General features: G+C 72.0%; 15 protein-coding genes. 5 read left to right on the top strand and 10 right to left on the bottom strand.

All coding sequences use genetic code 11. The features are described from left to right. The first annotated feature begins 71 nt into the window (after positions 1 to 71). The gene (locus tag ABT160_RS07965) at positions 72 to 1,793 is read left to right on the top strand and encodes an FG-GAP-like repeat-containing protein (protein WP_351644979.1); all 1,722 of its coding nucleotides are present in this window, start codon (positions 72 to 74) and stop codon (positions 1,791 to 1,793) included. An 84-nt stretch (positions 1,794 to 1,877) separates the two neighbouring features. On the opposite strand, the gene ABT160_RS07970 is transcribed toward ABT160_RS07965, so the two are convergent. The 3 genes from ABT160_RS07970 to ABT160_RS07980 all read right to left on the bottom strand — a co-directional run bounded on the left by ABT160_RS07970 (position 1,878) and on the right by ABT160_RS07980 (position 10,457). Then, complete coding sequence (locus tag ABT160_RS07970) at positions 1,878 to 2,393, bottom strand: hypothetical protein (protein ID WP_351644982.1); 516 nt, start codon at positions 2,391 to 2,393, stop codon at positions 1,878 to 1,880. 41 nt (positions 2,394 to 2,434) lie between these two features. Continuing rightward, a complete protein-coding gene (locus ABT160_RS07975) occupies positions 2,435 to 3,178 on the bottom strand; it encodes a hypothetical protein (RefSeq protein WP_351644985.1) in 744 nt (247 codons plus the stop codon). A gap of 88 nt (positions 3,179 to 3,266) precedes the next feature. Beyond that, a complete protein-coding gene (locus ABT160_RS07980; RefSeq protein WP_351644987.1) occupies positions 3,267 to 10,457 on the bottom strand; it encodes a ricin-type beta-trefoil lectin domain protein in 7,191 nt (2,396 codons plus the stop codon). 535 nt (positions 10,458 to 10,992) lie between these two features. Between ABT160_RS07980 and ABT160_RS07985 the strand changes: the two genes are divergently transcribed. Then, positions 10,993 to 14,502 carry a DNRLRE domain-containing protein gene (locus ABT160_RS07985; protein WP_351644990.1) on the top strand — a complete coding sequence of 1,170 codons (3,510 nt, stop codon included), beginning with the start codon at positions 10,993 to 10,995 and terminating at the stop codon, positions 14,500 to 14,502. Positions 14,503 to 14,628: 126 nt separating this feature from the next. On the opposite strand, the gene ABT160_RS07990 is transcribed toward ABT160_RS07985, so the two are convergent. The 3 genes from ABT160_RS07990 to ABT160_RS08000 form a co-directional block, all read right to left on the bottom strand. Further along, positions 14,629 to 16,284 (bottom strand): TIGR03086 family metal-binding protein, encoded by a 1,656-nt coding sequence (locus ABT160_RS07990; protein ID WP_351644991.1) that lies wholly within the window; start codon positions 16,282 to 16,284, stop codon positions 14,629 to 14,631. A 52-nt stretch (positions 16,285 to 16,336) separates the two neighbouring features. Next, positions 16,337 to 16,681 carry a DoxX family protein gene (locus tag ABT160_RS07995; protein ID WP_351644994.1) on the bottom strand — a complete coding sequence of 115 codons (345 nt, stop codon included), beginning with the start codon at positions 16,679 to 16,681 and terminating at the stop codon, positions 16,337 to 16,339. A 275-nt stretch (positions 16,682 to 16,956) separates the two neighbouring features. Further along, positions 16,957 to 17,445, bottom strand: a complete 489-nt coding sequence (locus tag ABT160_RS08000) for a hypothetical protein (RefSeq protein ID WP_351644996.1) — start codon at positions 17,443 to 17,445, stop codon at positions 16,957 to 16,959. A gap of 248 nt (positions 17,446 to 17,693) precedes the next feature. Between ABT160_RS08000 and ABT160_RS08005 the strand changes: the two genes are divergently transcribed. Beyond that, positions 17,694 to 19,007, top strand: coding sequence for a hypothetical protein (locus ABT160_RS08005; protein WP_351644998.1), 1,314 nt, complete (start codon positions 17,694 to 17,696; stop codon positions 19,005 to 19,007). 15 nt (positions 19,008 to 19,022) lie between these two features. On the opposite strand, the gene ABT160_RS08010 is transcribed toward ABT160_RS08005, so the two are convergent. The 4 genes from ABT160_RS08010 to rpmB form a co-directional block, all read right to left on the bottom strand. Then, entirely contained in the window at positions 19,023 to 19,976 is a 954-nt protein-coding gene (locus ABT160_RS08010) for an SDR family NAD(P)-dependent oxidoreductase (protein ID WP_351645001.1), read from the bottom strand. Positions 19,977 to 20,110: 134 nt separating this feature from the next. Then, positions 20,111 to 20,530, bottom strand: coding sequence for a hypothetical protein (locus ABT160_RS08015; protein ID WP_351645003.1), 420 nt, complete (start codon positions 20,528 to 20,530; stop codon positions 20,111 to 20,113). 213 nt (positions 20,531 to 20,743) lie between these two features. Beyond that, positions 20,744 to 21,058 (bottom strand): 30S ribosomal protein S14, encoded by a 315-nt coding sequence (rpsN, locus tag ABT160_RS08020; protein WP_351645005.1) that lies wholly within the window; start codon positions 21,056 to 21,058, stop codon positions 20,744 to 20,746. Continuing rightward, positions 21,058 to 21,294, bottom strand: a complete 237-nt coding sequence (gene rpmB / locus ABT160_RS08025) for a 50S ribosomal protein L28 (protein WP_351645007.1) — start codon at positions 21,292 to 21,294, stop codon at positions 21,058 to 21,060. Before rpmB ends, rpsN begins: the two co-directional genes overlap by 1 nt. Positions 21,295 to 21,426: 132 nt before the next feature. On the opposite strand from rpmB, the gene rpmG reads away from it, so the two are divergent. Both rpmG and ABT160_RS08035 read left to right on the top strand, forming a co-directional pair. Further along, positions 21,427 to 21,591 carry a 50S ribosomal protein L33 gene (gene rpmG, locus ABT160_RS08030; protein ID WP_351645009.1) on the top strand — a complete coding sequence of 55 codons (165 nt, stop codon included), beginning with the start codon at positions 21,427 to 21,429 and terminating at the stop codon, positions 21,589 to 21,591. Positions 21,592 to 21,643: 52 nt separating this feature from the next. Further along, entirely contained in the window at positions 21,644 to 21,901 is a 258-nt protein-coding gene (locus ABT160_RS08035; RefSeq protein ID WP_351645011.1) for a type B 50S ribosomal protein L31, read from the top strand. The last annotated feature ends 10 nt before the right edge of the window (positions 21,902 to 21,911 follow it).

Below are 21,911 nucleotides of genomic sequence, written 5' to 3' on the forward strand. Positions count from 1 at the left end.
ACCGCGCGGGACCGCCGCCGGCACGCGAACGCCTGTTGCACACCTGTACGTACACGGATGAGGTCAGGGAATTGAAGAGATCCGTACGCGCGCTCACATCGGCGGCGTCAGCAATCGCGGCACTGGGCACGGCGTTCGCCACCGCCCCGGCATCCGCCGCCCCTGCCACCGTCTCTGCCCCTGCCGCGCCCGCGCAGGAGGAGGTGCGGGTCGTGTCGTGGAACATCTGCGGGGAGGCCGGCGGCGCACGCGGGGAGGCCGGCTACTGCCCGTACCGCAACGAGCCGGGCGTGAAGATCGACGAGGTCAAGAAGGCCGTCGACGAACGGCGGGCCAACGTGGTCATGTTGCAGGAGGTCTGCGGCGGGGCCCCCGGGAGCCACATGGCGCTGCTCCAGGAGAAGCTCGGCGGCGCGTGGTCCGTGCGGCACGCCAAGGGGGCCCGCCCCGACGGCCGTACCGACTGCCGGGGCGGACTCTCCGGCGACCTGGGCGTGCTGCTCGCCGTCAAGGGGACCGTCACCGCCTCCTGGTCCGAGGACACGCTCCCCGCCTCCCCGGACGACCGGCAGACGCTGCCCGCGCTGTGCGTCGCCGTGCAGGGCTGGAGCACGACGCCGTGCACCACGCATGTCATCCCCGGCCAAGAGGCGCGCGCCGCACAGCAGATCAAGAACGTGAAGGCGTTCGTGACGGCGCACTCCTCCGGCGACTTCGTGCTCGGCGGGGACTTCAACCGCAACGCGGACGCGGCCGAAATGGCGCCCCTGACCGGGTCGTACGACAAGTGCGTCGACGGGTACACGTACCACGGCTGGGACGGCACCGGCGCGGGCTCGCACACCTGGCACAAGCTGGACCACCTCTTCACCGGGAGATCGGTCGGCGCGAGCAGGTTCGCCTCGTGCGCCATCGACGCGACGCGGATGGACACCACCCCGAACACGCCCGGCACCAGCCCGAACGGCTTCTCCGACCACGCCCCGGTCACGGGCGTGCTGCGCGGAGCACCACGGGCGGGCGACATGAACGGTGACGGCAGGTCGGACCTGGTCGCCGTCGACGACCAGGGCAAGCTGCGCCTGTACGCGGGCCTCGGCACCGGCTCCGTCACCGGCAGCCCGGTGCAGATCGGCTCCGGCGGCTGGACCGGCGCCTCGGTCTCGCACCGGGGCGACTGGACGGGCGACGGCACCGAGGACCTCGTCGCCCGCGTCGGCACCGAGCTGCGCGTCTACCCCGGCCGGGGCGACGGCACGCTGGCCTCCCCGGTCCGGATCGGCACCGGCTTCCCCACCGACTCCAGGATCGTCAGCGTCGGCGACGCCACCGGGGACGGGTACCCGGACGTGGTCGCGACCAGGGGCGACACCCTGTGGTTCTACCCGGGCGACCGCGCCGCGGCCCCCGGGGTGGGGGCGGGCGTGCGGATCGGCCTGAACGGCTGGTCCCCGATGGACCTGAGCGCGGCGGGGGACGCGGACCGCGACGGGAACGTGGACCTGTTCGCGCGCGACGGGAAAGACCAGAAGCTGTGGCTCTACCGCGGCCGCGGCGACGGGACCTTCGGCGAGCGCACCGAGTACGGCCACGGCTACGGGACCGGCAGCCGCCCACTGCTCACGGGCGCGGGCGACGCGGACGGGAACGGCGTCGCGGACCTGTGGACGACGACGGGCGAGGGCACGCTGATGTTCTACGCGGGCGGGACCAACGCCGCGGGCCACCCGGTGGACGGCGCCCGCAGCACGGTCGGCCCGGGCGGCTGGAACGCGATCCGCGCGATCGGGTGACGGGTCGCTGTACGGAACGGACGGCGGGACCCGACGGGCTTCCTGCCGTCCGTTCCGTACAGCGACCCGGGTCAGGACGTTCGGCTAGAGCCTGCCGAACGTCACCACGCGCCAGGTCCAGCCCGCCGTCAGGACCGCCTCCCGTACCGGGTCCCTCATCTCCGCGCTGTCGTAGTCGTACGTCGTGCGGCGGGGCTCACCGTCCGGGCCGCGTTCCACGTGCCAGGCGCGTGCGACGGTCCTGATGTTGCCGCCCCGGCCGTGCTCGGACCTCACCTTCAGCGCCGGGCGGCCGACGACCGTGGTGACCTCGCGCTGCGTGGCGAGCGCACGCACCTCGTGCTCGGCGGGCACGAACTTCAAGAGGATCCGGTAGGTGCGGTGCAGTTCGGTCAGCCCTGAGCGGGACGGCTGTCCTCCCGGTCCCGTCGTGATCCACTCGGCGACCAGCGCGGCACCGTCTCCTTCTCCGTAGCGCACGGTCCACGGCCGGTCGGGCGCGTTGAGGGCGAAGAGGGCCGACACGACGGCCTCGCGCGGCCGCGGCTCGACGCCTTCCGCGGGCCGTCGGGTGCCGGTCAGCCGGTCGAGGAAGCCCATGGTCGCTCTCTGCTCGCTGGGGTGGGGCGCGGTGCTCCGCCCTACTGGTGGTGGTGCACGCGCACGATCATCGAACTCGGCGGCAGGGCGTCCAGGTAGTGGGTGGCCCAGCGGTAGTAGTCGTCCCCGGCCCCCTCGGCCCAGCGCCCGTCGAGGGTGAGGAGCGCGGCGGTCGGCAGGACCCGGATCACCCGGCGCTCCACGTACGCGTCCAGATCCGCGCCGAAGGTGGCGTACGGGTCGTCGCCGAACGAGTCGACGTCGGGGTGTGCTTCGAGCGCGGCCCGCAGGGGCTGCGCGTCGTAGTCGGCGACGGCCCGGTCCCACGGGTAGGCGTCAGGGTCCCGTTCGGTCCTGGCGGAGAACGTGCTGAAGGGCAGCGGGGCGGGGTGGGCGGCCGCCAGCTCGTGCCAGGCCCGCCACTCCCGCTCGGCCCGCGCGGCGGCCTCCTCCCGCTCCCGGCCGAGGTCGAGGAGTTCCTTCGGGCCTCCGTAGCAGTGCCGGTCGGGCGCGCGCTCGGCGTCGTCCTCGGTCCACGGGACGAGGCCCATGCCGTCCAGCCAGTCCTCGGTGCGCACCAGCCCCGGATCGTGTTCGTGGCCGGGGCGCACCGCGAACTCGCGGCCGACTCCGGAGACGTACCAGTAGTCCCACCGGCCGTGGCGCTCAGCGAGGTCGATGTCGTCCTGGTTCATGTCGAAGGGGGCCATGGCCTCGCCGATCGCGCGGAGGAGGTCCGCCGGCTCGCACGGGGCGAGGCAGACGGTGACGTGTTGCTTGGCCATGGCTCTCTTGCTCGTCCTTCTCAGTGGCGGGGCGGGTTCCCCGTGGTGTGCGGTGTCGCGCCCCGTCCAGGTGGTGCCTTCACATGGTCTAGACGACCGGCGGCGGGCTGCAGGAGACGATCACATCGTCGCATCCCCTCTGCAGGGTCTTCCAGCCCTCCCAGATGAAGGCGAGGTCACCCAGGATGCCGGCGCCACCCATGATCTTTCCGCCCATGCCGCGGCCCGTGCTCTTGCCGGAGCCCCGCTCGCCGCTGCCTCCCCGGGGCGTGGACGAGCCGGTCGAACCCGCCTTGAAGCCGGGCGAGAGGTGGGTGTCGAAGCTCGTCTTGCCCGGGCCGCCGTCGAAGATGACGCGGACGTTGGCGTTGCCGACGAACCGGTCCCGCACCAGGTGGGCCTGTTCCAGGCTGGAGGCGACGAAGACCACGTTCGGGGACTGCGCCTTCCCGTCGACCGCCATCTTGTTGGTGACCGTCTTCTCGATCGAGTCGATGGTCGCCTTGGCGGTGCCGTCCTTGCGGGTGCTCTCGTTGGCGTCCCACGTCTCCACGGCCACGATCTTGCCGTTCCTCCAGGTCACCTTGACGAAGTCGGCCGTGGTGCCGGCGGCCCGGTGGTTGCCGTTGGCGTCGTGGACGACCCCCTTCTTGGGGAGCACCCCGTTGTCGTCCTGCCAGAGGTACTCGCTGCCGTTGCCGGTCTTGGGGTCGTAGAAGTCGAGTCCGGAGCGCAGGTCCTCGTTCATGTACTTGATCGCGACCCGCTCGGACGGGATCTTTCCGGGGGTCTTGGCGATGGTGTGGGGGACGCCCTTCTCGTCGTAGATGACGCGCTGGCCCTTGTCGCTGGTGGTTTCGGTCAGCGCCTTGGGGGGCTTGACCTCCGCCTCCTTGACGCTGACGATCCGGCCGCCGTGGCAGACCGCGGTGCCCTCCCAGCACTCGATCGGCTGGAGGCCGTCGGGGTCGCCCTTGGTGACGGGGTTGTTGTTCGCGTAGGCGTACCCGTTGATCTGGAGCGGGTCGGCGATGTCGATCAGCGGGTCGGCCGACAGGAAGCGACCGGTGTCCTGGTCGTACTCGCGGGCCCCCATGTGGGTGAGGCCCGAGGAGGTGTCGTCGATGCCGGTGCCCAGGTACGTGCGCTGGTTGGGCCAGGTGGTGGGCCTGGCGCCGCGTGCGTCGCCGAACGGCTTGAAGGAGCGCCGGGTGACCGTCTGGCCGTCGGCCTGGTCGACCGAGGCGGTGGCGGTGCCGAGGGCGTCGGACAGCAGGACGGAGATCTTGTGCCCGGTGGTGCTGCCGCCGCTGGCGACCCGGACGACGGAGGGCGCGCCGGGGTGGGCGTAGGTGCGGCTCGCCCGGACGGCGTTGCCCTTGGAGTCCGCGGACAGTTCCGTCTCGCCGAGGAAGAGGGTGCTTCCCGCGGCCGAGGTCTGGAGGATCCGGTTGCCGCCCGCGTCGTACACGTAGGTGGTGCGGTCCGCGGGCGTCCACTTCTGGCCCGCCGCCGTGCCGCAGGCGGCCACCTGGAGGTTCGTCCCGTCGGCGTCGTTCTGCTGGGGGACGTCGAGGCACTTTCCGGTGGCGGCGTGCAGGAAGGTCTTGTCGGCGGGGCGGTAGGTGAACTTCTGGGCGGTGCTGCCGTCGCAGGCGGCCAGCTGGACGAGCGCGCCGCTGACGGTGGCGCACCTGCCCTTGATGCGCAGGGTGCTCCCGGTGAGCGCGAACTGCTGGGCGGTGCTGTTGTTGCAGCGGTAGAGCTGGAGCGGGGTGCCGTCCGCGGTCTGGTTGCCCTCCAGGTCCAGGCACTTGCCGTTCAGTCCGACCACGGCGCCCGCGCCGTCGCCGAAGCCGGTGACGGAGGTGACCTTGTTCTCGGCGTTCCAGGTCAGTGCCTGGGCCCCGCCGGTCTGGTTGCGGTCGGTGACGTTGCCGGTGGCGTCGGCGACGTACGCGGGGTCGGTGCCCGTGGGCCGGTCGACCTTGGTGAGGATGTGGGGCTGGACGGTGGTCGGCGGCTGGGTGCCGTTGCCCGCGACGGTCTTGCCGTAGCCGTAGGTGTCCTTGCGGTCGAGCGCGGGGTCGGCCGGGTTGTGTTCGGTGAGGGTGGCGCGGTTGCCGAGGGCGTCGAAGGTGAACGACTGCCAGTAGGCCTGGCCGGTGGTGGCCACGGTGGCGGCGGCGGGGGCGGCGGCCCCGAGGGAGGCCGCCATCTCGCTGTCGGGCGCGGCCGCGTCGGACATGGCGTCCGCGGCTTCCGCGACGGGTCCGGCGGAACTCATGCCGTCGGAGCGGTAGCCCCAGGAGGTGCCGGAGGCCGACTTGCAGCCGGTGGCCGCGGTGACGGGCAGGTTCGACGTCCACGCGTGGACCAGTTCACCGAGGTAGTCGTAGGTGAAGCACTGGTTGTCCCAGGTGGAGGTGGCTCCGTCGGTGTCCTTGCGCGCCACGGAGGTGACGTTGCCCGCGCGGTCGTAGGAGAGGTAGGAGTCGGCTATGCGGTGCGAGTCGTCCGTCTCCCGGTCCCACACGGTGCGCTGCAGGCGCCCGGTCTCCTGGTCGACGAAGTTCGTGCTCCACACCCGGTAGGGCTGCGGACCGCTGACGGTGCGCAGGGGTTCGCCGTAGGGGGAGTAGGTGACGTCGGAGGTGTACCAGGTGGCGCCGGACGTGGACTCGGGCAGTCCGTCGTCGTTGTAGCGCGTGATGACCTTCTCGGCCGCGAGGCCGCCCGCGGCCGGCAGGGTGACCGACAGCTGCTTGCCGCTGGGGGTGTAGCTGTAGTTGTACTTGTAGGTGCCGGACAGGCCCGCCGTGCCGGGCTGGGCCGGGACGACGAACTCGCGCGCGGTGGGCCGGTACTCGCCGTCGTACGCCGTGACGCGGTCGACGTAGTCGCCGGTGGCGTCGTGGCGCACCGAGCCGGCGGGCTTGCCGAGGGCGCCGGGCAGGTCGTACGTGAACTCCTTGACCGGGGCGGCGGTCGCCGAGCCCTCGCGGACCGCGAGCACGCGCCCGATCGCGTCGTAGGAGGTGAAGGTCGTCTGCTTGCGGGAGTTGGTGGCGCTGAGCTGGCGGCCCAGGGCGTCGTAGGTGAAGGAGGCGTCGCCGATGTCGGGGTCGGTGGCGGAGGCCAGCAGGCCGCGGGCGTCGTAGGTGTAGGTCCACTGGTTGCCCGCGTGGTCCTTGACGCTGGTGCGCTTGCCGCGCGCGTCGTAGCCGTACGACGTGGTCCGCCACTCCTCCTGGGCCTTGTTGGTGGACTGGTCGACGCGGGTGATGTTGCCGCGGGCGTCGGTGTAGGTGCGGGTGGCGGGGGTGGCCCCGCCCGCGGGCCGGGTGATGGTCCAGTTGTCCCCGTACTCGGCGACGTCCCAGTAGACGGTCACGCCGGAGTGCAGGGTGGTCCGCTTGACCGGGCGGCCGAGGCCGTCGTAGGAGGTGCGCACCAGGTTGGGGACCACGGCGTCGTTGAGCCGCTTGAACTGCGCGGCTTCGGGCTCGCCCTTGGCCAGGTAGGAGCCGGTCTGTTCGACGACCTGGCCCTGGTCGCCGTAGCGGGTGTCGGTGATGATCCGCCCGGGCCCGTGCGCCTCGCTCTGCTTCTGCACCGGGCGCATCAGGCCGTCGTAGATGGTCACTTCCTTGGCGTAGCCGACGCCGTCGTCCTTGAGGTTGCGGACGGTGACCGTGGTGGGCCTGGTGACGCTGGAGGACGCGGTGGCCATCTGGTAGTCGATGACCGTGTCGGGGGCCTGGGTGCCCGCGGAGCGGCCCGCCGACCAGCCCTTGATCAGGCGGCCCAGTGCGTCGTACTCCATGCGCGAGACGCGGGTGTTGGCGTCGGTGCTGGTGAGGACGGTTCCGCGGCCGGGGTCGAGGGTGACCGTGGAGGCGTGGCCCTTCTGGTTGATCTTCTTGACGGCCGTGACCGGACCGCCGGTGTCGCCGGGGGTGTACTGGGTCTCGGAGACGCCCAGTTCGGGGTCGGTCACCTTGCGCGGGCGGCCGAGCGGGTCGTAGGTCGTGGTGGTGACCACGGAGTAGGCGGTGCCCGCGCTGTCGATGCCCGCCGTGGTGGTCGGGAAGCCCTTGGTCGGCGCGATGCCCCAGCTGCCGTTGTCGTAGCTGGTGCGTACGGCGCTGATCAGCTGGGTGGCGGGATCGGCGCTCGCGTAGCCGGCGCAGGACGTGGCCGTCTTGCGCTGTTCCTTGGGCAGGCCGACGAGGTTGGCGCCGGCGTTGGAGACGTACTCCGTCTTGGAGCAGGTGTAGTCGCTGAGGGTCTCGCCGGTGCCGTTGGGCTTGACGACGGCCGTCTCCTCCTGGGTCGGCAGGCCGGTGGCGGAGTCGTACTCGGTCTCGGTGCGCACCGCCTGCCAGGAGCTGCCCACGGTCTGGATCGCGTCGGTGCGCCGGGTGCCGGTGCGGTGCGCGAGGAGGGCGGGCAGTCCTTCGCGGGTGCGCGACGCGGTCTGCTGCGACCAGGGGAAGTTGAGCGTGCGCTTGACGAGCTTGCCGCCCGTGCCGTTGTGGGTGAGGGTCTCGGCGACCATGCCCGCGTACTGCGGGGCGTCGTCGGCCGCGAGGGTGACGGTGCCGGTGGAGTCCTTGACCGCGCCGCCGGCGCCGCGGAAGTAGCGCACGGTGGAGGAGGACTGGGTCTGCGGCCGCTCCGGCGCGGGGACCGACTTGTTGCCCCGGACGGTGGTGACCTGCCGGTAGCCGCGCCACTCGCTGTAGGTGCGCAGGTCGGGCTTGCCGAACTCGTCGTCGCTCAGGCCCCAGGCGGGGTCGGTGTACGTGTACAGGGAGGTGACGCGGTCGGAGACCCCGGTGATCCGGTCGGTCTCGGTGACCGTGTGCACGACGTACTTGTTGAACCAGGCGAGCGCCGGCTTCTCCGCCTCGGCGTCCGGGGACCAGCGGACGGGAAAGCACGTGGTGGTGTTGTCCTCGGGCGCCACGGTCGGCTGCACCTTGCAGCCTCCCTTGTACGTCACCTCGATGTCGCCGCCGTTCTCGGTGGCGACCGCGCCGATGCGGGGCCGGGTGAAGCCGGGGCGCTGGTCCTTGCCGTCGCGCGGGACGAGGTTGGGGAGCTGCTGGTCCTTGAGGTAGCCGCCGAGCGGGTGGGACGGGCCGGTGCCGACGACGTACGGCTCGAAGCTGACGCCGTTGGCGCTGAGCGGGGTGCCTGTGGTGTCACCGGGCTTGTAGCCGTAGCGGGAGATGGAGTTGAGCCACAGGCCGGGCGCGGTGTCGTACCAGTCGCGCGGGAAGGAGTGCTTGAGGACGTACGAGTCGACCTTGGACAGGCCGGTGACGCCGGGGCGCTGGGCGTAGGTGGTGATGCCGCCCAGGCGCATCCGGTTCCAGAAGGAGGGGAAGGCGGGGCAGAGCTTGGAGTCGGCCTTGCAGTTGAGGTTGCCCGGGCTGTCCCACCAGGGGCGGTAGGAGGCGGGGTCCTTGGTGTTGTCGAACTTCTCGGAGGCGCAGACGGTGGTGTCCTGCAGGCAGCGCTGGGCGCGCAGGAAGTCGACCTTCGCGGCGGGGGTGGCGCCGAGGGCGCCCTCGCGCAGGCCGTACTCGATGGAGTCGGGCAGGCCTCCGCGGTCGTACTTCTCGGGGGACTTGAACTTCTTGTTGACCGCGTAGTAGTTCGCCGACCGGGCCCAGTTGACGATCATGGCGTTGCCGGCCGGGTCCAGCACCTTGTCCAGGCCCCAGTGCCAGGCCTGCTGCTTGTTGGTGTCGCCGTTGCAGCGCGAGTCGGCGAAGGCGGCGGCGTGGCAGGGCTCGCCGGGGTGGTTGCCGAAGACGGGGACGGTGAAGACGGAGTCGGTGTCGGCGTGGCCGTCGCCGACCTTGTTGAGCCCGAAGTAGTAGGTGACGCCGTCGCGCGTGGTGACGACCCAGTACTCGCCGTTGTTGTCCTTGTTGGACGCCCCGGTCCTCAGCTCGACCCGGGTGCCGTCGTCGCTCTGCGGGCGGTAGGTGGTGTCGTCGACGCGGACCAGTTCGGTGGTGCGGCCCCCGAAGGACATGACGGCGTTGTACGAGGCCCAGCACAGGTCGGAGGTCTTGTACTTCTTGTCGGCGTTGTTGGGCGTGCCCGCCGCGATGGCCTTGCGGTCGTCCTTGCAGGTCCGGTAGTGGCGTTCGATGTAGCCGGGGTTGTAGTCCCAGCCCTCGCCGATCCAGGAGGCCTGCGGGGAGTTGGTGGCCGTCCTGCCGTCGACCATCTGGGAGTTGTAGTCCAGCGAGATCTTCGGCGCGGGACCGGCCGGGGTCGGCGGCACCTGCACGGGGTAGGACCAGGTGAACGCGCCGGACGAGCTGCCGGCGGTCCACTTGCCGCTGGAGGCCAGGGGGCTGGCCTTGAAGGTGCCTCCCTCGCCGGCCCCGGAGTCGACGGCGCCGATGACGGCCTGGTCGCCGCCCGCGGCGGCCTGCTGGATCCCGGCGGAGCGGCTGTACGAGGCCTGGAGGACGCCGGACGCGGGCGCGCCCGTCCGGGGTGCGGCGACCGGGGTGACGGTGCCGTCCGCGGCGGTGTCGACCGTCGCGGTGATCGTCTTCGACGTGGTGTCGTTGACCGTGTCCAGTTCCTCGTAGGTGCGGCACTCCTCGGCGTCGGGAGTGGTCAGGTAGCACTCGGGGAACTGCACGAAGGTGAGCCTGGAGGCCCAGTCGGCGCCGTAGAGGTTCTGGTAGGCCTTGTAGTCGAGCTGCACCGAGACGGGCACGGAGCCGGTGGCGGGCGCGGTGACCTTGACGACGGCGCCGTCGACGCCGTCGGCCTCGGGCGTGGTGCGCGAGTACACGCTGACCTGCCACGTGCCGGTCGGTACCGCGGCGTCGGGCGCCGGGCCGAGTTTCACGGGGAGCGTGCCGACGGGTTCGAGCGCGGCCGGCGCGGCCGTGGCGGCGCCGTACGAGGCCTGCACGGCCCCTGCCTGGGGCGCGCCGAAGGTGACGGCGGCGGTACCGCCGGCGGGCGGCGTCGCCGTTCCCGCCGGCGGCTGGTCCTGGTCGGCGGGCGCCTCGACGGCGATCGAGCCCAGACCCGCGTTGCGGTTCTCGCCATCCACCCGCTTCTCGGTGGGCAGTTGCTCCAGTACGAGTTCCTCGCGGGGCACCTCGTCCTTGGCCGGTCCCGGCGGCAGGGCCGCGGCCCGTACCGGGAGCAGCGTGACGAGCAGTGCGGCACCGATCGCCGGGACGACGACGGTGCGCAGGCGCGTGGAGCGCGCCGAGAACGTGGCAGGCACGGGTGGGGTCCCCCCGGACGACAAGAAGCGGTCCGGAGACGGACCAGCGGTGATGCCCTATCAGAGACGGGATTCTGTAGGTGAGTTGTGAAGGAAAACCAGAAGGAAAGTGATCAAGTGATGATGATCACAGCACCAAACGCGCCGATCAGCTGACGGGTTCGGGAATTTGCCGTCAGCGGGCCACCGCGGGGCCCTCCACGTAAACGGGCTGCTTCGCCGGATTACCGGCCCGAGCGTCGAAGTGGCCGGAAATCGACCTCGATCATGGCCGGATTGTCGACGTAATGCACAGGTTCGTCCGTCCGGTGTCGCCCCTGACCCCCGCGGCACCGCACACACCCCGGCACGCCGGGCAACGGCCGGCGCCGCCGCCCGGTTCCCCTCGTCCCCGTGACGGGGTCCGGGCCGTAGGCCATGATCTCCACGCATTCACCACGCCGGAGCCCCCAGGGCCACGCGCGTGGCAATCCGGAACGACCCGGCCCGCGCTCGCGCGCCCGCCGGTGTCGAGGGGGAAGGAACAACCTCGCTCATGACTGGCAGATGGCGCACGCCCGGGCGCAGGCCGCTCGCGGCGACGGCGGCGGTCGCCGTCGCCGCCTCCGTCCTCACCTACGCGGGACTCACCGGCCACCAGGACGGCGATGGCGCCGCGCGGCCCGGCACGCACAGCGCCGTACCGCTGGGCGAGACCGAAGCGGCCGGCCAGGCCCGGAAGTCCGGCCGGGCCGTGGAGGCGACCGGGCTGCGCACCGCGTACTCCACGACCTGGGCCAGGCCCGACGGGCTGTTCCAGCGGCGCATCCACGCCAGCCCGATCCGCGCCCGGGTCGACGGGGTCTGGAAGGCCATCGACACGGACCTGCAGCGGGTCGCGGGCGGCTGGAGCCCCCGCGCCACCAACGTCCGCACGGTCTTCTCCGCCGGATCGGCGGGACGGGCCACCGCGGGGTCCGCCGTGCCGTCCTCCGACGAGACCGGCCGCGCCTCGCGCACCACTCCGCGGCGCGTGTCGCTGCTGCCGCAGGCCTCGACCGCCACCGGCAACACCATCGCCACGCTCACCGTCGACGGCCACGACATCGTGCTGACCTGGCCCGGGACCGTGCCCACCCCGGTGATCGATGGCTCCCGCGCCCTCTACCCGGAGATCCTGCCCGGCGCCGACCTCGTGCTGACCGCCGACGACGGCGGCTTCGCACAGCTGCTCGTGGTCAAGACCCGCCAGGCCGCCGCGGACCCCCGGGTCGCACGGCTGGCCTACGGCCTCTCCTCCCCCGACCTCAGCTTCGAGCTCGACCCGACCACCGGCATCGTCTCGGCCGTGGACTCCGACGACCGGGACGTGGCCGAGTCCCCGACCCCCCTGATGTGGGACAGCTCCGGCACCCCCGCGCTCACCGACGGCCAGGCCGGGACCTCAGCGTCGCCGACCGCGCCCGAGGCGACCCCGTCGGAGGGCCCGGCCCCCTCCGACACCCCGGAGGACCAGCCCTCCCCCGAGCCGTCGGACTCCCTCGACGACGGCGACCAGGAGGACCCGTTCGACGAGGTGCTGCCCACGGCGACCGACGAGGCGGCCGACCCGTCCGTCATCGGGGAGATCGAGGGCACCGCGCCCCCCGTACCGCCGGAGCCCACCCCGGAGCCCTCGCAGACGGGCTCCGGCGCCACCCTGTCGCTGCCCGGCGTGAACGGTCCGCAGCCGGACTCCCGGGGCACGCTCGTCGGCGTGGACCTGGACGGCTCGGACTGGGTCCTCACCCCCGACCGCGCCTTCCTGGACGACCCCGCCACCGTCTACCCGGTCTTCGTCGACCCCTCGGTCAAGAAGCACACCAACGACTGGACCACCGCCTACAGCCGCCACCCCAGCGCCAGCTTCTACAACGGCAAGAACTTCAACAAGGGCGGCACCCACGAGGCCCGCGTCGGCTTCGAGTCCGACACCTGGGGCACCTCGCGCTCCTTCTTCAGCATCGACTGGGACCCCGACCTGAAGGGAGCCACGGTCCACGGCGCCAAGCTGCGCACCCTGGAGACGTACTCCTGGTCGTGCAGCGCGCGCAGCATGTCCGTGCACCTGACCGGCACCATCAGTTCCAAGACGAACTGGAAGAACGCGCCGTCCATGACCAGTGCGAACAAGATCGGGGGCGGTAGCTTCGCCCACGGCTGGAAGTCGTCCTCCTGCCCCGACGACTGGGTCGCCTTCGACATCAAGTCCACGGCCAAGAAGGCCGTGGACGGCGGCTGGAAGACGATGACCATCGGCATGCGGGCCACCGACGAGAACTCCCAGTACTCCTGGAAGAAGTTCCAGGCCGACGGCGGCACGGACCCGTACGTCGACCTCTCCTACAACCGGCCGCCCGCCGCACCGGGCAGCATGGTCCTCGACCCCAACGGCGTGCGCTGCGACACCACGTCGCCGTACGTCAACATCGGTGCCTCCTCGATCACGCTGTGGGCCAACAGCAGCGACAAGGACGGCAACCTCCAGTCCGTGAACTTCGAACTGTGGCCCTCCGGGGGGAGCACCTCCAACCTGCTCGGCGGCAAGGCCAAGGTGTCCGTCGGCAGCCAGGGCGGCTCGGCCAAGGTGCACACCGACCCCTTCTCCACCAGCGGGCTGAAGAACGGCACCACGTACTCGTGGCGGGCCAAGTCGGTCGACAAGTTCGGTGCCACCTCCTCGTACTCCCCCGCGAAGACGCCCTGCCGGTTCGTCTTCGACAACGCCAGACCGAGTCCGCCGTCGGCCGTCTCCACCCAGTTCCCGGACGCGGACGCCGGCGACAACGGGTTCAACAACGACCCCGAGGACGCGAAGTGGAGCACGGTGAAGTTCGGCACCGCCGGATCCTTCACCTTCAAGGCGACGCAGACGGACGTGGTCAAGTACGAGTACGGATTCAACCAGGCGTCCTACCCGTTCTCGGTGGCCCGGACGAACGGTGCGCCGGTCACCACGACGACCACGGTCAACAACGTGAAGCCGCCCCTGGCGGGACCGAACGTGCTGTACGTCCGCGCAGTCGACGACGCGGGCAACCCCTCGGCGCCGACCAAGTACCTGTTCTACGTCACGCCCAGGGACCAGGCCGACAAGCCCGGCGACTTCACCGGTGACGGGCTCCCGGACCTGATGGTGGTCGACGGCAACGGCAACCTGCGCCTGTACGCCTCCGAGTCGACCACCGACCTCAGCAAGGGCACCGGCGACCTCGACTACTCGATGTCGGGCGCCTACCAGGGCAACGCCGCCAAGGACCCCAACGGGACCGACAGCCTGCCCCAGTACGTCGCCGCGCCTTCCGGCTACTGGAAGAACACCCTGGTCACCCACCTCGGCGACATCTACGGCGGTGACGGCCTGCAGGACCTCGTGGTGCGCCGCGACGGAAAGCTCTGGGTGTATCCCGGCGACGGCTACGGCGGCGTCAACATCGACAAGCGCCAGGCCGTCCTGCTCCCCTCCAACGCGCCCGCGCCGGACAGCATCAGCCAGATCGTCTCGGCGGGCGACGCGACCGGGGACGGCAAGACCGACTTCTTCCTCAGGGTCGGTGACGCCCTCTGGATCCTGGTGGGCTACAACGGCGCCAGCGTCGAGAAGGCCGTCCAGCTGTCCGCCTCGGCCTGGACCGAACGGGACGTCGTCACGGCGCAGGACGTCAGCGGGGACGGCGTCACCGACGTCATCTACCGCAGCGACACCAGCGGAAAGCTCTACCTGCGGACCGGCAAGAAGGACGCCTCCGGCAGCGGCGTCGACCTGACGTCGCTCGGCTCCGGCGCCAACTCCGCGGGCGGGGCCGACACCGTCTACGGTGCCGCGGGCTGGAGCCGCGCCAGCATCCGCCTGCTCTTCGGGACACCGGACGCGAACGGCGACGGGATCCCGGACATCTGGACCGTGCGCACGGACGGCGCCGTACGGTTCTACGCGGGCACCCGGGGCGAGATGCCGCACGCGGGCGTCGAGGTCGTCAGCAACAGCGACGGGGCGGGCTGGAAGTACAAGTCCGCCATCGGCTGAGCCGGGGCAGGACCACCGCCGAGGGGCGCTCCTCCACTACGGGGGGACGCCCCTCGGCGGCGCTCCGGCCGGACGAGCGAGGTCCGCACGTGCGGACCGGAACGTCACGGGCGCGTGCGGGGCCGGTCATTCCGGGACGGTGCGGCCGAGGTACGCGGCCACGTGGTCCAGGGCCGGTGCGTGCTCGGGCAGGGGCCGCGCCGGGGCGAAGGATCCGCCGGGGGTGCGGGGCAGGGCCCCGTAGACCTCTCGTACGACCGGGAGGGCGGCGCGCGCGATGTCGGGCTCCAGGTCGCGGTCGCGGCCGAGTGCGGTCGCCAGGTCCCAGCCGTGCACGAGGAGTTCGACGAGGAGCTGCTCGACGACGCGACGGCCGGGAGCGGGGCCGAAGGAGCGGGCCGTCATTCCCGGCGCCATGAAGGCATCGCGCGCGTGGGCCGCGGCGGCCTCGAAGGCGGCGACGTGGTCGTCACCGAGGTGGTCGTCGGTGTGGCCGTCGGTGGGAGGCGTGCCGTGGGCCAGGCCGCCCCAGATGACGTGCTCCCACACCAGGTGGTCGAGCAGGTCGCGTACGGTCCAGGCCGCGCAGGGAGTCGGCAGTCCGAACCGGTCCGGCGCCGTCGCGCGCACGAGCGAGCCGACCGTGTCCTGGACGCGCGTGAACGCCTCCAGGACACCGCCCGGCCAGGGGTCGGAGCCGTCCGTGCAGAGGGCTTCGAGCCGGGTGGTGCCCGCGCCGGGCGCGGGATTGGCGCGCAACGCGGTGGTGAGCCAGCGGCCTTCGTCGGCGATCCCGGGCGGCACGGGGCGACCTCCGAGGACGCACAGCAGCTGCCAGAAGCGTTCGACGGCGGGCTCGGCCGCGTGGCTGAGCTGTTCGAGCAGGAGCGTGCGCGCCTCGGCACCGTCGCGGGTCACGGCGGGTGCGGTGTTCGCGCCGCTGGGCAGCCAGGCGGCGATGACCCCGGCGACGACCTGGTCGGCGGCCGGTGAGTCCGCCGCGATGCCGCTCCGCATGGCGACGCGGACGCGTGTGGTCCAGGTCGTGGTGAGGGCGCGCATCTCCTCGGCCATCGCGGAGTCCCGCACTTGCCGGCCTTGCGGATCCCGACCCTGCGCTTCCTGGTCATGTGCTGCCTGGCCCTGCGCTTCCTGGCCCTGTGCTTCCTCCCCGTAACGGGCGGCGTACCGGGCCATGCGCCGCATGGCGGGTCGCAGCTCCCCTCCGGCGATCAGCTCGCCCAGTTCGAGCCAGGCGTCGACCTGCTCGTCGGTCGGATTCTCGGGGAGCCCGGAACCAGCTGCGCGGAGCCCCTCACGGAAGTGGGGCACCTCCAGGTCGCCGAGGGTGTCGGTGAGGAAGTCGTGGACCAGCCGGCGGCGTTCGTCGGGGGACATGTGGGCGGTGCGGGTCATCAGGACGAGTCCTTCGTGGGTGGTGCGGCGTGTGACGGTACGCAGGACGGCCTGGTGGGTCCGCAGCCGGCGGATCTGCCCCTCCAGGGCCTCGACGTGCGCGGCCGCCACCTCGGCGAGCCCGCCCTCGCGGTCCAGCGCGGCCCGGATCTCGCCGAGGCCCAGCCCCAGGTCCCGCAGGGTGCGGGCCAGCTGGAGCCGGGCCACGCCGTCGGTGTCGTACAGGCGGTAGCCGCCGGTGGTCCGGCCGACCGGTACGACGATGCCCGCGTCCGACCAGTGCCTGACCACCTTCACCGGCAGCCCGGTCCGCCGTGCCACGGCCCCGATGCTCCACGTGGGCCCTGGCGCTCCGTCCTTGCTCATGCGCTCCACCTTCGACTCTCCCCCCGTGGGAGGGTCAAGCTTCACGGGTGTCCTACGCGAACGCGACCACCAGCGTGGCCGCGACCGGGGCCAGGTACAGGACCGGGAAGGCGACGGTCTTGTAGGAGCGGGCGCGCAGGACGGTGACGACCGCGCCGAGGAAGTACAGGATCAGGCCCACCGCGGCCGCCACTCCGAGGGCGGGCACGGCCAGACCGGCCAGCAGCCCCGCCGCGCCGAGGAGCTTGAGGAGCCCGAGCGGCGTCCACCAGGCGCGGGGCACGCCGTAGGCCACCAGGGGCTCGACGACGAAGGGGGCGCGGCGGAGCAGCGAGACGCCCGAGAAGCCGACCCAGAGGGCGGTCAGGACGGTGAGTACGACGGCGGTGGTGGACATGGTGGGGCTCCTGGGGTCTCGGTGCTGCGTGCGGGGCCGGGGCTGTTGCTCGCGGCCCGTCGGGGTGTGACCCCATCACAGCCCCCACCCGCCGAGAACCCCAGCCCGGTGGGACACCGTGGGACACCGAAGAACTGCCTGACCTGCACAGATGTCCGAGCCATGCGTGGTGCGCGGCTGGGACGCAGCAGGCGGATACCGTCCCTGGGCGCGGGCCGCGGGGCGGGTCAGGCCGTGATCCGGGTGGTCGGGACCGGGTGTTGGAGCGGCGGGTTTCAGGAGTCCGAGCGCAGACCCAGGGAACTGTGGAGCACCACACCGCCCGCGACGTCGTCGGAGCCCGAGTTCTCGCGCGTAAGCTCCACCAGCGCGGACCGCAGGTCGGCCGCGGGCTCGCCCAGGACGATGGAGCTCATCACCAGTTCCAGCATGACGCGGTCGTAGGCGTCGTCCGTGTCCGCGGGCACGCGGCGGCGTTGCGCCACGGCGCTGACGATCCGCCACCCATCCTCCACTGGTGCGAAGTCGGCGGTGTAGATCCCCTTGCCGGTCCAGCTCCGGTGCAGGTGGACCACGTGCTCCTCGGTGATGACGTGCCACTTCTCGTCCATGTCGCGGGCCGCGTACCCACGCCGGATCCGTTCCCAGTCCGCGTCCGACCAGATCCGCTCGGGCAGCCGCTCCATCGGCCGTGGATCCGCGATCGGCTTGAGAGGGCGGCGGGAGAACATGGCACGGGATATGACGGTTTCATCAGCGGGCATGGAGTGATCCTACGAAGGCCGGCAGCGGCGCAGCATCTGGCCCGGGGTGTCAGGACCTGTCCCTCGCGCTCCTTGCCGGAAGCGGGCAAGCACGTGCCGTCCCCCTTACCTGATCGCCCCCTGGTGGGTACGACCGGGCGGGCGTCACCCTGGTCGCCGGTCACCGGTCACCGGTCGCTCGCGTCAGTGGCCGACGTCGGGAGGACGAGGCACAGTCGGGGAACAGGCACGGTCGGGGGGACAGGCACATGAGACATGCCCAGTACCGGGTCCATCACGTGGGGATCTACCGGTGGTTCGCGGTCGTCGGCCTCGTGCTCGTCGGCGCGTCCGGGGTGGTGAACGCCGTCGCGGTGGACGGCCCGGCGCCCCAGCCGTACCTCAGGACCCACCTCACCGAGCTCCAGGTGATCCACGAGGACCCCGACGGCACGTGCGTCGTGCGGTACTGGGAGTACGTCAGCGAGAAGGAGCGCGTCGTCCCCTTCCGGTGCGACCCCGACCGGGGCTCGACCTTGAAGGCGCCCAACGACCTCGACGCCCCCGACCAGGGGGTCGAGTACGGCTCCATGATCGACGAGGGTCCCCACGAGGGCGATCTGCTCGTGGTGGACGCGCGTGGGGAACACGTCGCCGAGAGCGACGAGGACCCGCGCGGTGACACCGGGGGCGACGACGTCGACACCACGTACGAAGTCGTCGGCTTCCTCGGCTTCTTCGGACTGCTCTCCCTGGCGGTCGGCGTCCTGTGCGGCGGCGCACGTTCGGCGCGCCGGCTCAAGGGCATCAGTCCGCTGCTCGTGCGCCGGGCGCGACGGCTGCGGCAGGACGCCGCCGCCGTCGCGCAGGACCACCGCGCGGCGGTGCGGGCCGTGCGGGAGGCGTGGGAGCCGCTCCACCAGGAGCTGCTCGCAGCGGAGTTGGCCGCCAGGCCCCTGTCCAAGCTGCGCGGCACCGGTCTGAACAGGGGTCACTTCGCGGTGCTCGCGGACCACGGCGTGCGGACGGTGCGCGACGCGCTCGACGCGGAGGTCTGGGGTGTGGCAGCGGTGCCCGGGATGGGACTGGAGCGGGCGGAGAAGGTCGTGGCCGCGGCCCGCCGCACGGCGGCGGGGCTCGACCGGGACAGCGCCCTGCCCTTGGACCCGGACCGCCAGGACGCGGAGACGACCGCGCTGTTCAACGCGCTGCGGGTGCTGGTGGAGGCCCGCGCCACGGCGGAACCCACGATACGGGAGGGCCGGTCCCTGGCCGCCGGCCTGGACGCCCTGCTCTGCGAGGCCGCCCCGGCGACGGGGGTGCGGCCGATGCTGCGCGCGGACCCGCGCGAACGCCGACGGGCCCGGGAGGCCGTCTCGGGCCTGCGCGAACTGATCGCACGGGCCGGGGCGGACGGGGTACGGGCCCGGCTCGCGCAGGCGTCCGTCGACCTGCTGCGCGGGCCGGACGCCGACCCCGCGGGCATCGCGGCGCGGATCGACTACGCGTCCCGCCCGACGGAGTACCGCAGGGCCCTGCGCGAAGCCACGAGCGGCTCGGCACGGGTGCGAGCGGATCGCTAGGACTTGTCCGGCCGATCAGGCCGGGTCCACGCCCGTCAGGTCGCGGCTCGCGTCCCACAGGCGGGTCGCGACGGCGCGGTCGGCCAAGTGGTCCCACACCGTCTCGCGTCGCGGCTCGCCCCGCAGTCCGAAGACCCGCGGACCCCACAACTGGCCCCCGCCCACGGCCGGATCGAGGACCGCCCGCACCGCGGGCCACGCCCCGGCGTCCTTGCCCTGGACGAGGAGGGCCGCGGGTGCCGCGCCCAGCCGTGCGCCGGTGGTACGTACGTGGACCGGCGGCCGCGACGGGGTGAGCGAGTCCAGTGCGCCGCCGGGGTGGACCACCACGCTCACCACCGTGCTCCCGGCGGCCCGCAGGCGGCGGTCGAGTTCGAGGCCGAAGTACATCTGGGCCAACTTCGAGCGGCCGTAAGCCCGTTGGGGCCGGTAGTCCTCGCGGGACTGCAGGTCGTCCAGGTCGAGCCGCTCGGACTTCGCGGCGAAGCTGCCCGTGGTCACGACACGGCCCGCCGGCGCGGCTGCCAGCAGTGGCAGCAGCCAGTGGGTCAGGACGAAGTGTCCGAGGTGGTTCGTGCCGAACATGAGCTCGTGGCCGTCCCCGGTCTCCCCGCGCGGCGGGTCGTCCAGCGCGATCCCGGCGTTGAGGACGACCGCGTCGAGGTGCTCGACTCCCGGTGGGTCCGCCAGCAGGTCCGCGAGCGAGTCCACCGTCGTCCTGAGCGACGACAGGTCGGCGAGGTCGAGCCGTACGGCCTTCGCCCTGGCGCCGGGGACACGTGCGCGGATCGAGGCCAGCGCGACCTCGGCCCTGACGGAACTGCGGCTGCCGAGTACGACAGTGGCTCCGGTGGACGCCAGTTGTTCGGCGACGAAGTAGCCGATGCCGGCGTTCCCGCCGGTGACCAGGAAGACGCGGCCTTCGGCGTCCGGCAGTCGGCGGACGTTCCAGCGTGGGGTGGGCGACATGGCGACGGGGCTCCTTGCGGCGGGAAGAGGCAGTCACGGGTGCTTCTCCGAGCACCTCGGAACCCCACACTCCCAGCGGCCACCGACACATCGCCTGTGGATCACCGACAGAGCGGACGGGCCCAACGGGCAGTTCAGCGCCCGCCGCCCGCCTCGATGCTCAGCGCGCGGACGAACGCCGCTTCCGTCTCCGCGTTGAAGAACCCCGAGATCCCGCGCAGGAGTTGCAGGGCCGTACGGACCCCGCCCGGCAGCGGACTCGGCAGCCCGCAGGCGGGCGCGGGGTGCTTGTCGGGGGCGGTGCGGGCGGCCTCCAAGTGGGCCTGCGCCCGGGGCAGATCGCCGCCGCTGGCGTGACGTACGGCGCAGGTCACGTCGTAGGAGGCGCTGCGTGAGAGTTCGAGCAGCGAGCGGACCACGGTCGCGCCCTGGCCGTCCTGGGCGAGCCGCAGAGCCGGTTCGTCGACCGCGGCGCTGAGATGACCGCCCGCGCGGTCGAGGATCTTCGCTATGGCGGACAGCCGTCCCGGCTCCAGGTATGCCTGAGGTGCCATGCCGAATCCTTTCATCACCCCGCGCGTAGAGCTGTGCGTAGGACTGTGCGGAGGGCTGTGTGGGGGGCTATGCGTAGAGCTGTGCCTCCAGCCTTATCTCCGACTTGTCCTCGGCGTGAACCTCGCCGTGGGGGCGCACGGTCCGCGCAGAGGCACACGCGGCGCGTCGGCCGGGCGCGGGGCCGGGCACCCGGGAGGCGCCCGGCCGCGCCCTCACCAGGAGGACTTCGTCACGCCGGGCAGGTTCCCGGCGTGCGCCTCGGCCCGCACCCGGACCCGCGACAAGCCGAAGGTGCGCAGGTGGCCACGGGGGCGGCCGTCGACGTTGTCACGGTTGCGCACCCGTGTGGCGCTCGCGTCGCGGGGCTGACGGCGCAGCTCCGCCCGGGCGGCGGCCTTCGCCGCTTCGGCAGCCTCCGAAGCGTCCGGGGACGCCAGGACGGCCTTCAGCTCGGCCCGCCTCCGCGCGTAGCGCGCGACGATCCGCTTGCGCTGCTCGTTCTTCGCGATCTTGCTCTGCTTCGCCATCAGACACGCTCCCCACGGGCCCGGATCCGGGCGACGGCGGCGGCGACCCCGATGGCGTCGACCGTCTTGAAGGCGCGTGCGCTCAGCCGCAGCCGCACGTACCGCCCCTCTCCCGGGAGCCAGTAGCGCTTGCTCTGGACGTTGGGGTCGAAGCGTCGCGACGTACGCCGGTGCGAGTGGGAGATCTTCTTGCCGAAGACCGGTCGTGCGCCGGTCAGTTGACAGTGAGCGGACATGTGCGGTGCTGCCTTTCCCTCGATGCTCTCGATCGACGTCCCGATCGAAGATCCGATCGACATCCCGATCGATGACCTCGATGCCTTCGATCCGTTATTGAAAATGGTAATCGTTGTCGTATAGTACCTGTCATGGCCCGCAACGAGGTACGCCCGATCATCAAGCTCCGCTCCACCGCCGGAACCGGCTACACGTACGTGACCCGCAAGAACCGCCGCAACGACCCGGACCGGCTGGTCCTGCGCAAGTACGACCCCGCGGCCGGGCGCCACGTCGAGTTCCGCGAAGAGCGCTGACCGCGCCGGACCGGCCCGCCCCTCCTCCCCCGTACACCCCCAAGGAGCACCCGTGAAGCCCGGAATCCACCCCGACTACCGCCCGGTCGTCTTCCGCGACAAGGCCGGCGACTTCGCCTTCCTCACCCGGTCGACCATGACCAGCGACAAGACCGTCGAGTGGGAGGACGGCCGGACCTACCCGGTCGTCGACGTCGAGATCTCCTCGGCGAGCCACCCCTTCTACACCGGCACGCAGCGCGTCCTGGACACCGCGGGCCGCGTCCAGCGGTTCGAGCGGCGGTACGGACGAGACGGCGGCCGACGATGACGCACGAAGG

It is taken from the genome of Streptomyces sp. NPDC001941, assembly GCF_040296945.1.
Classification (GTDB): Bacteria; Actinomycetota; Actinomycetes; order Streptomycetales; family Streptomycetaceae; genus Streptomyces.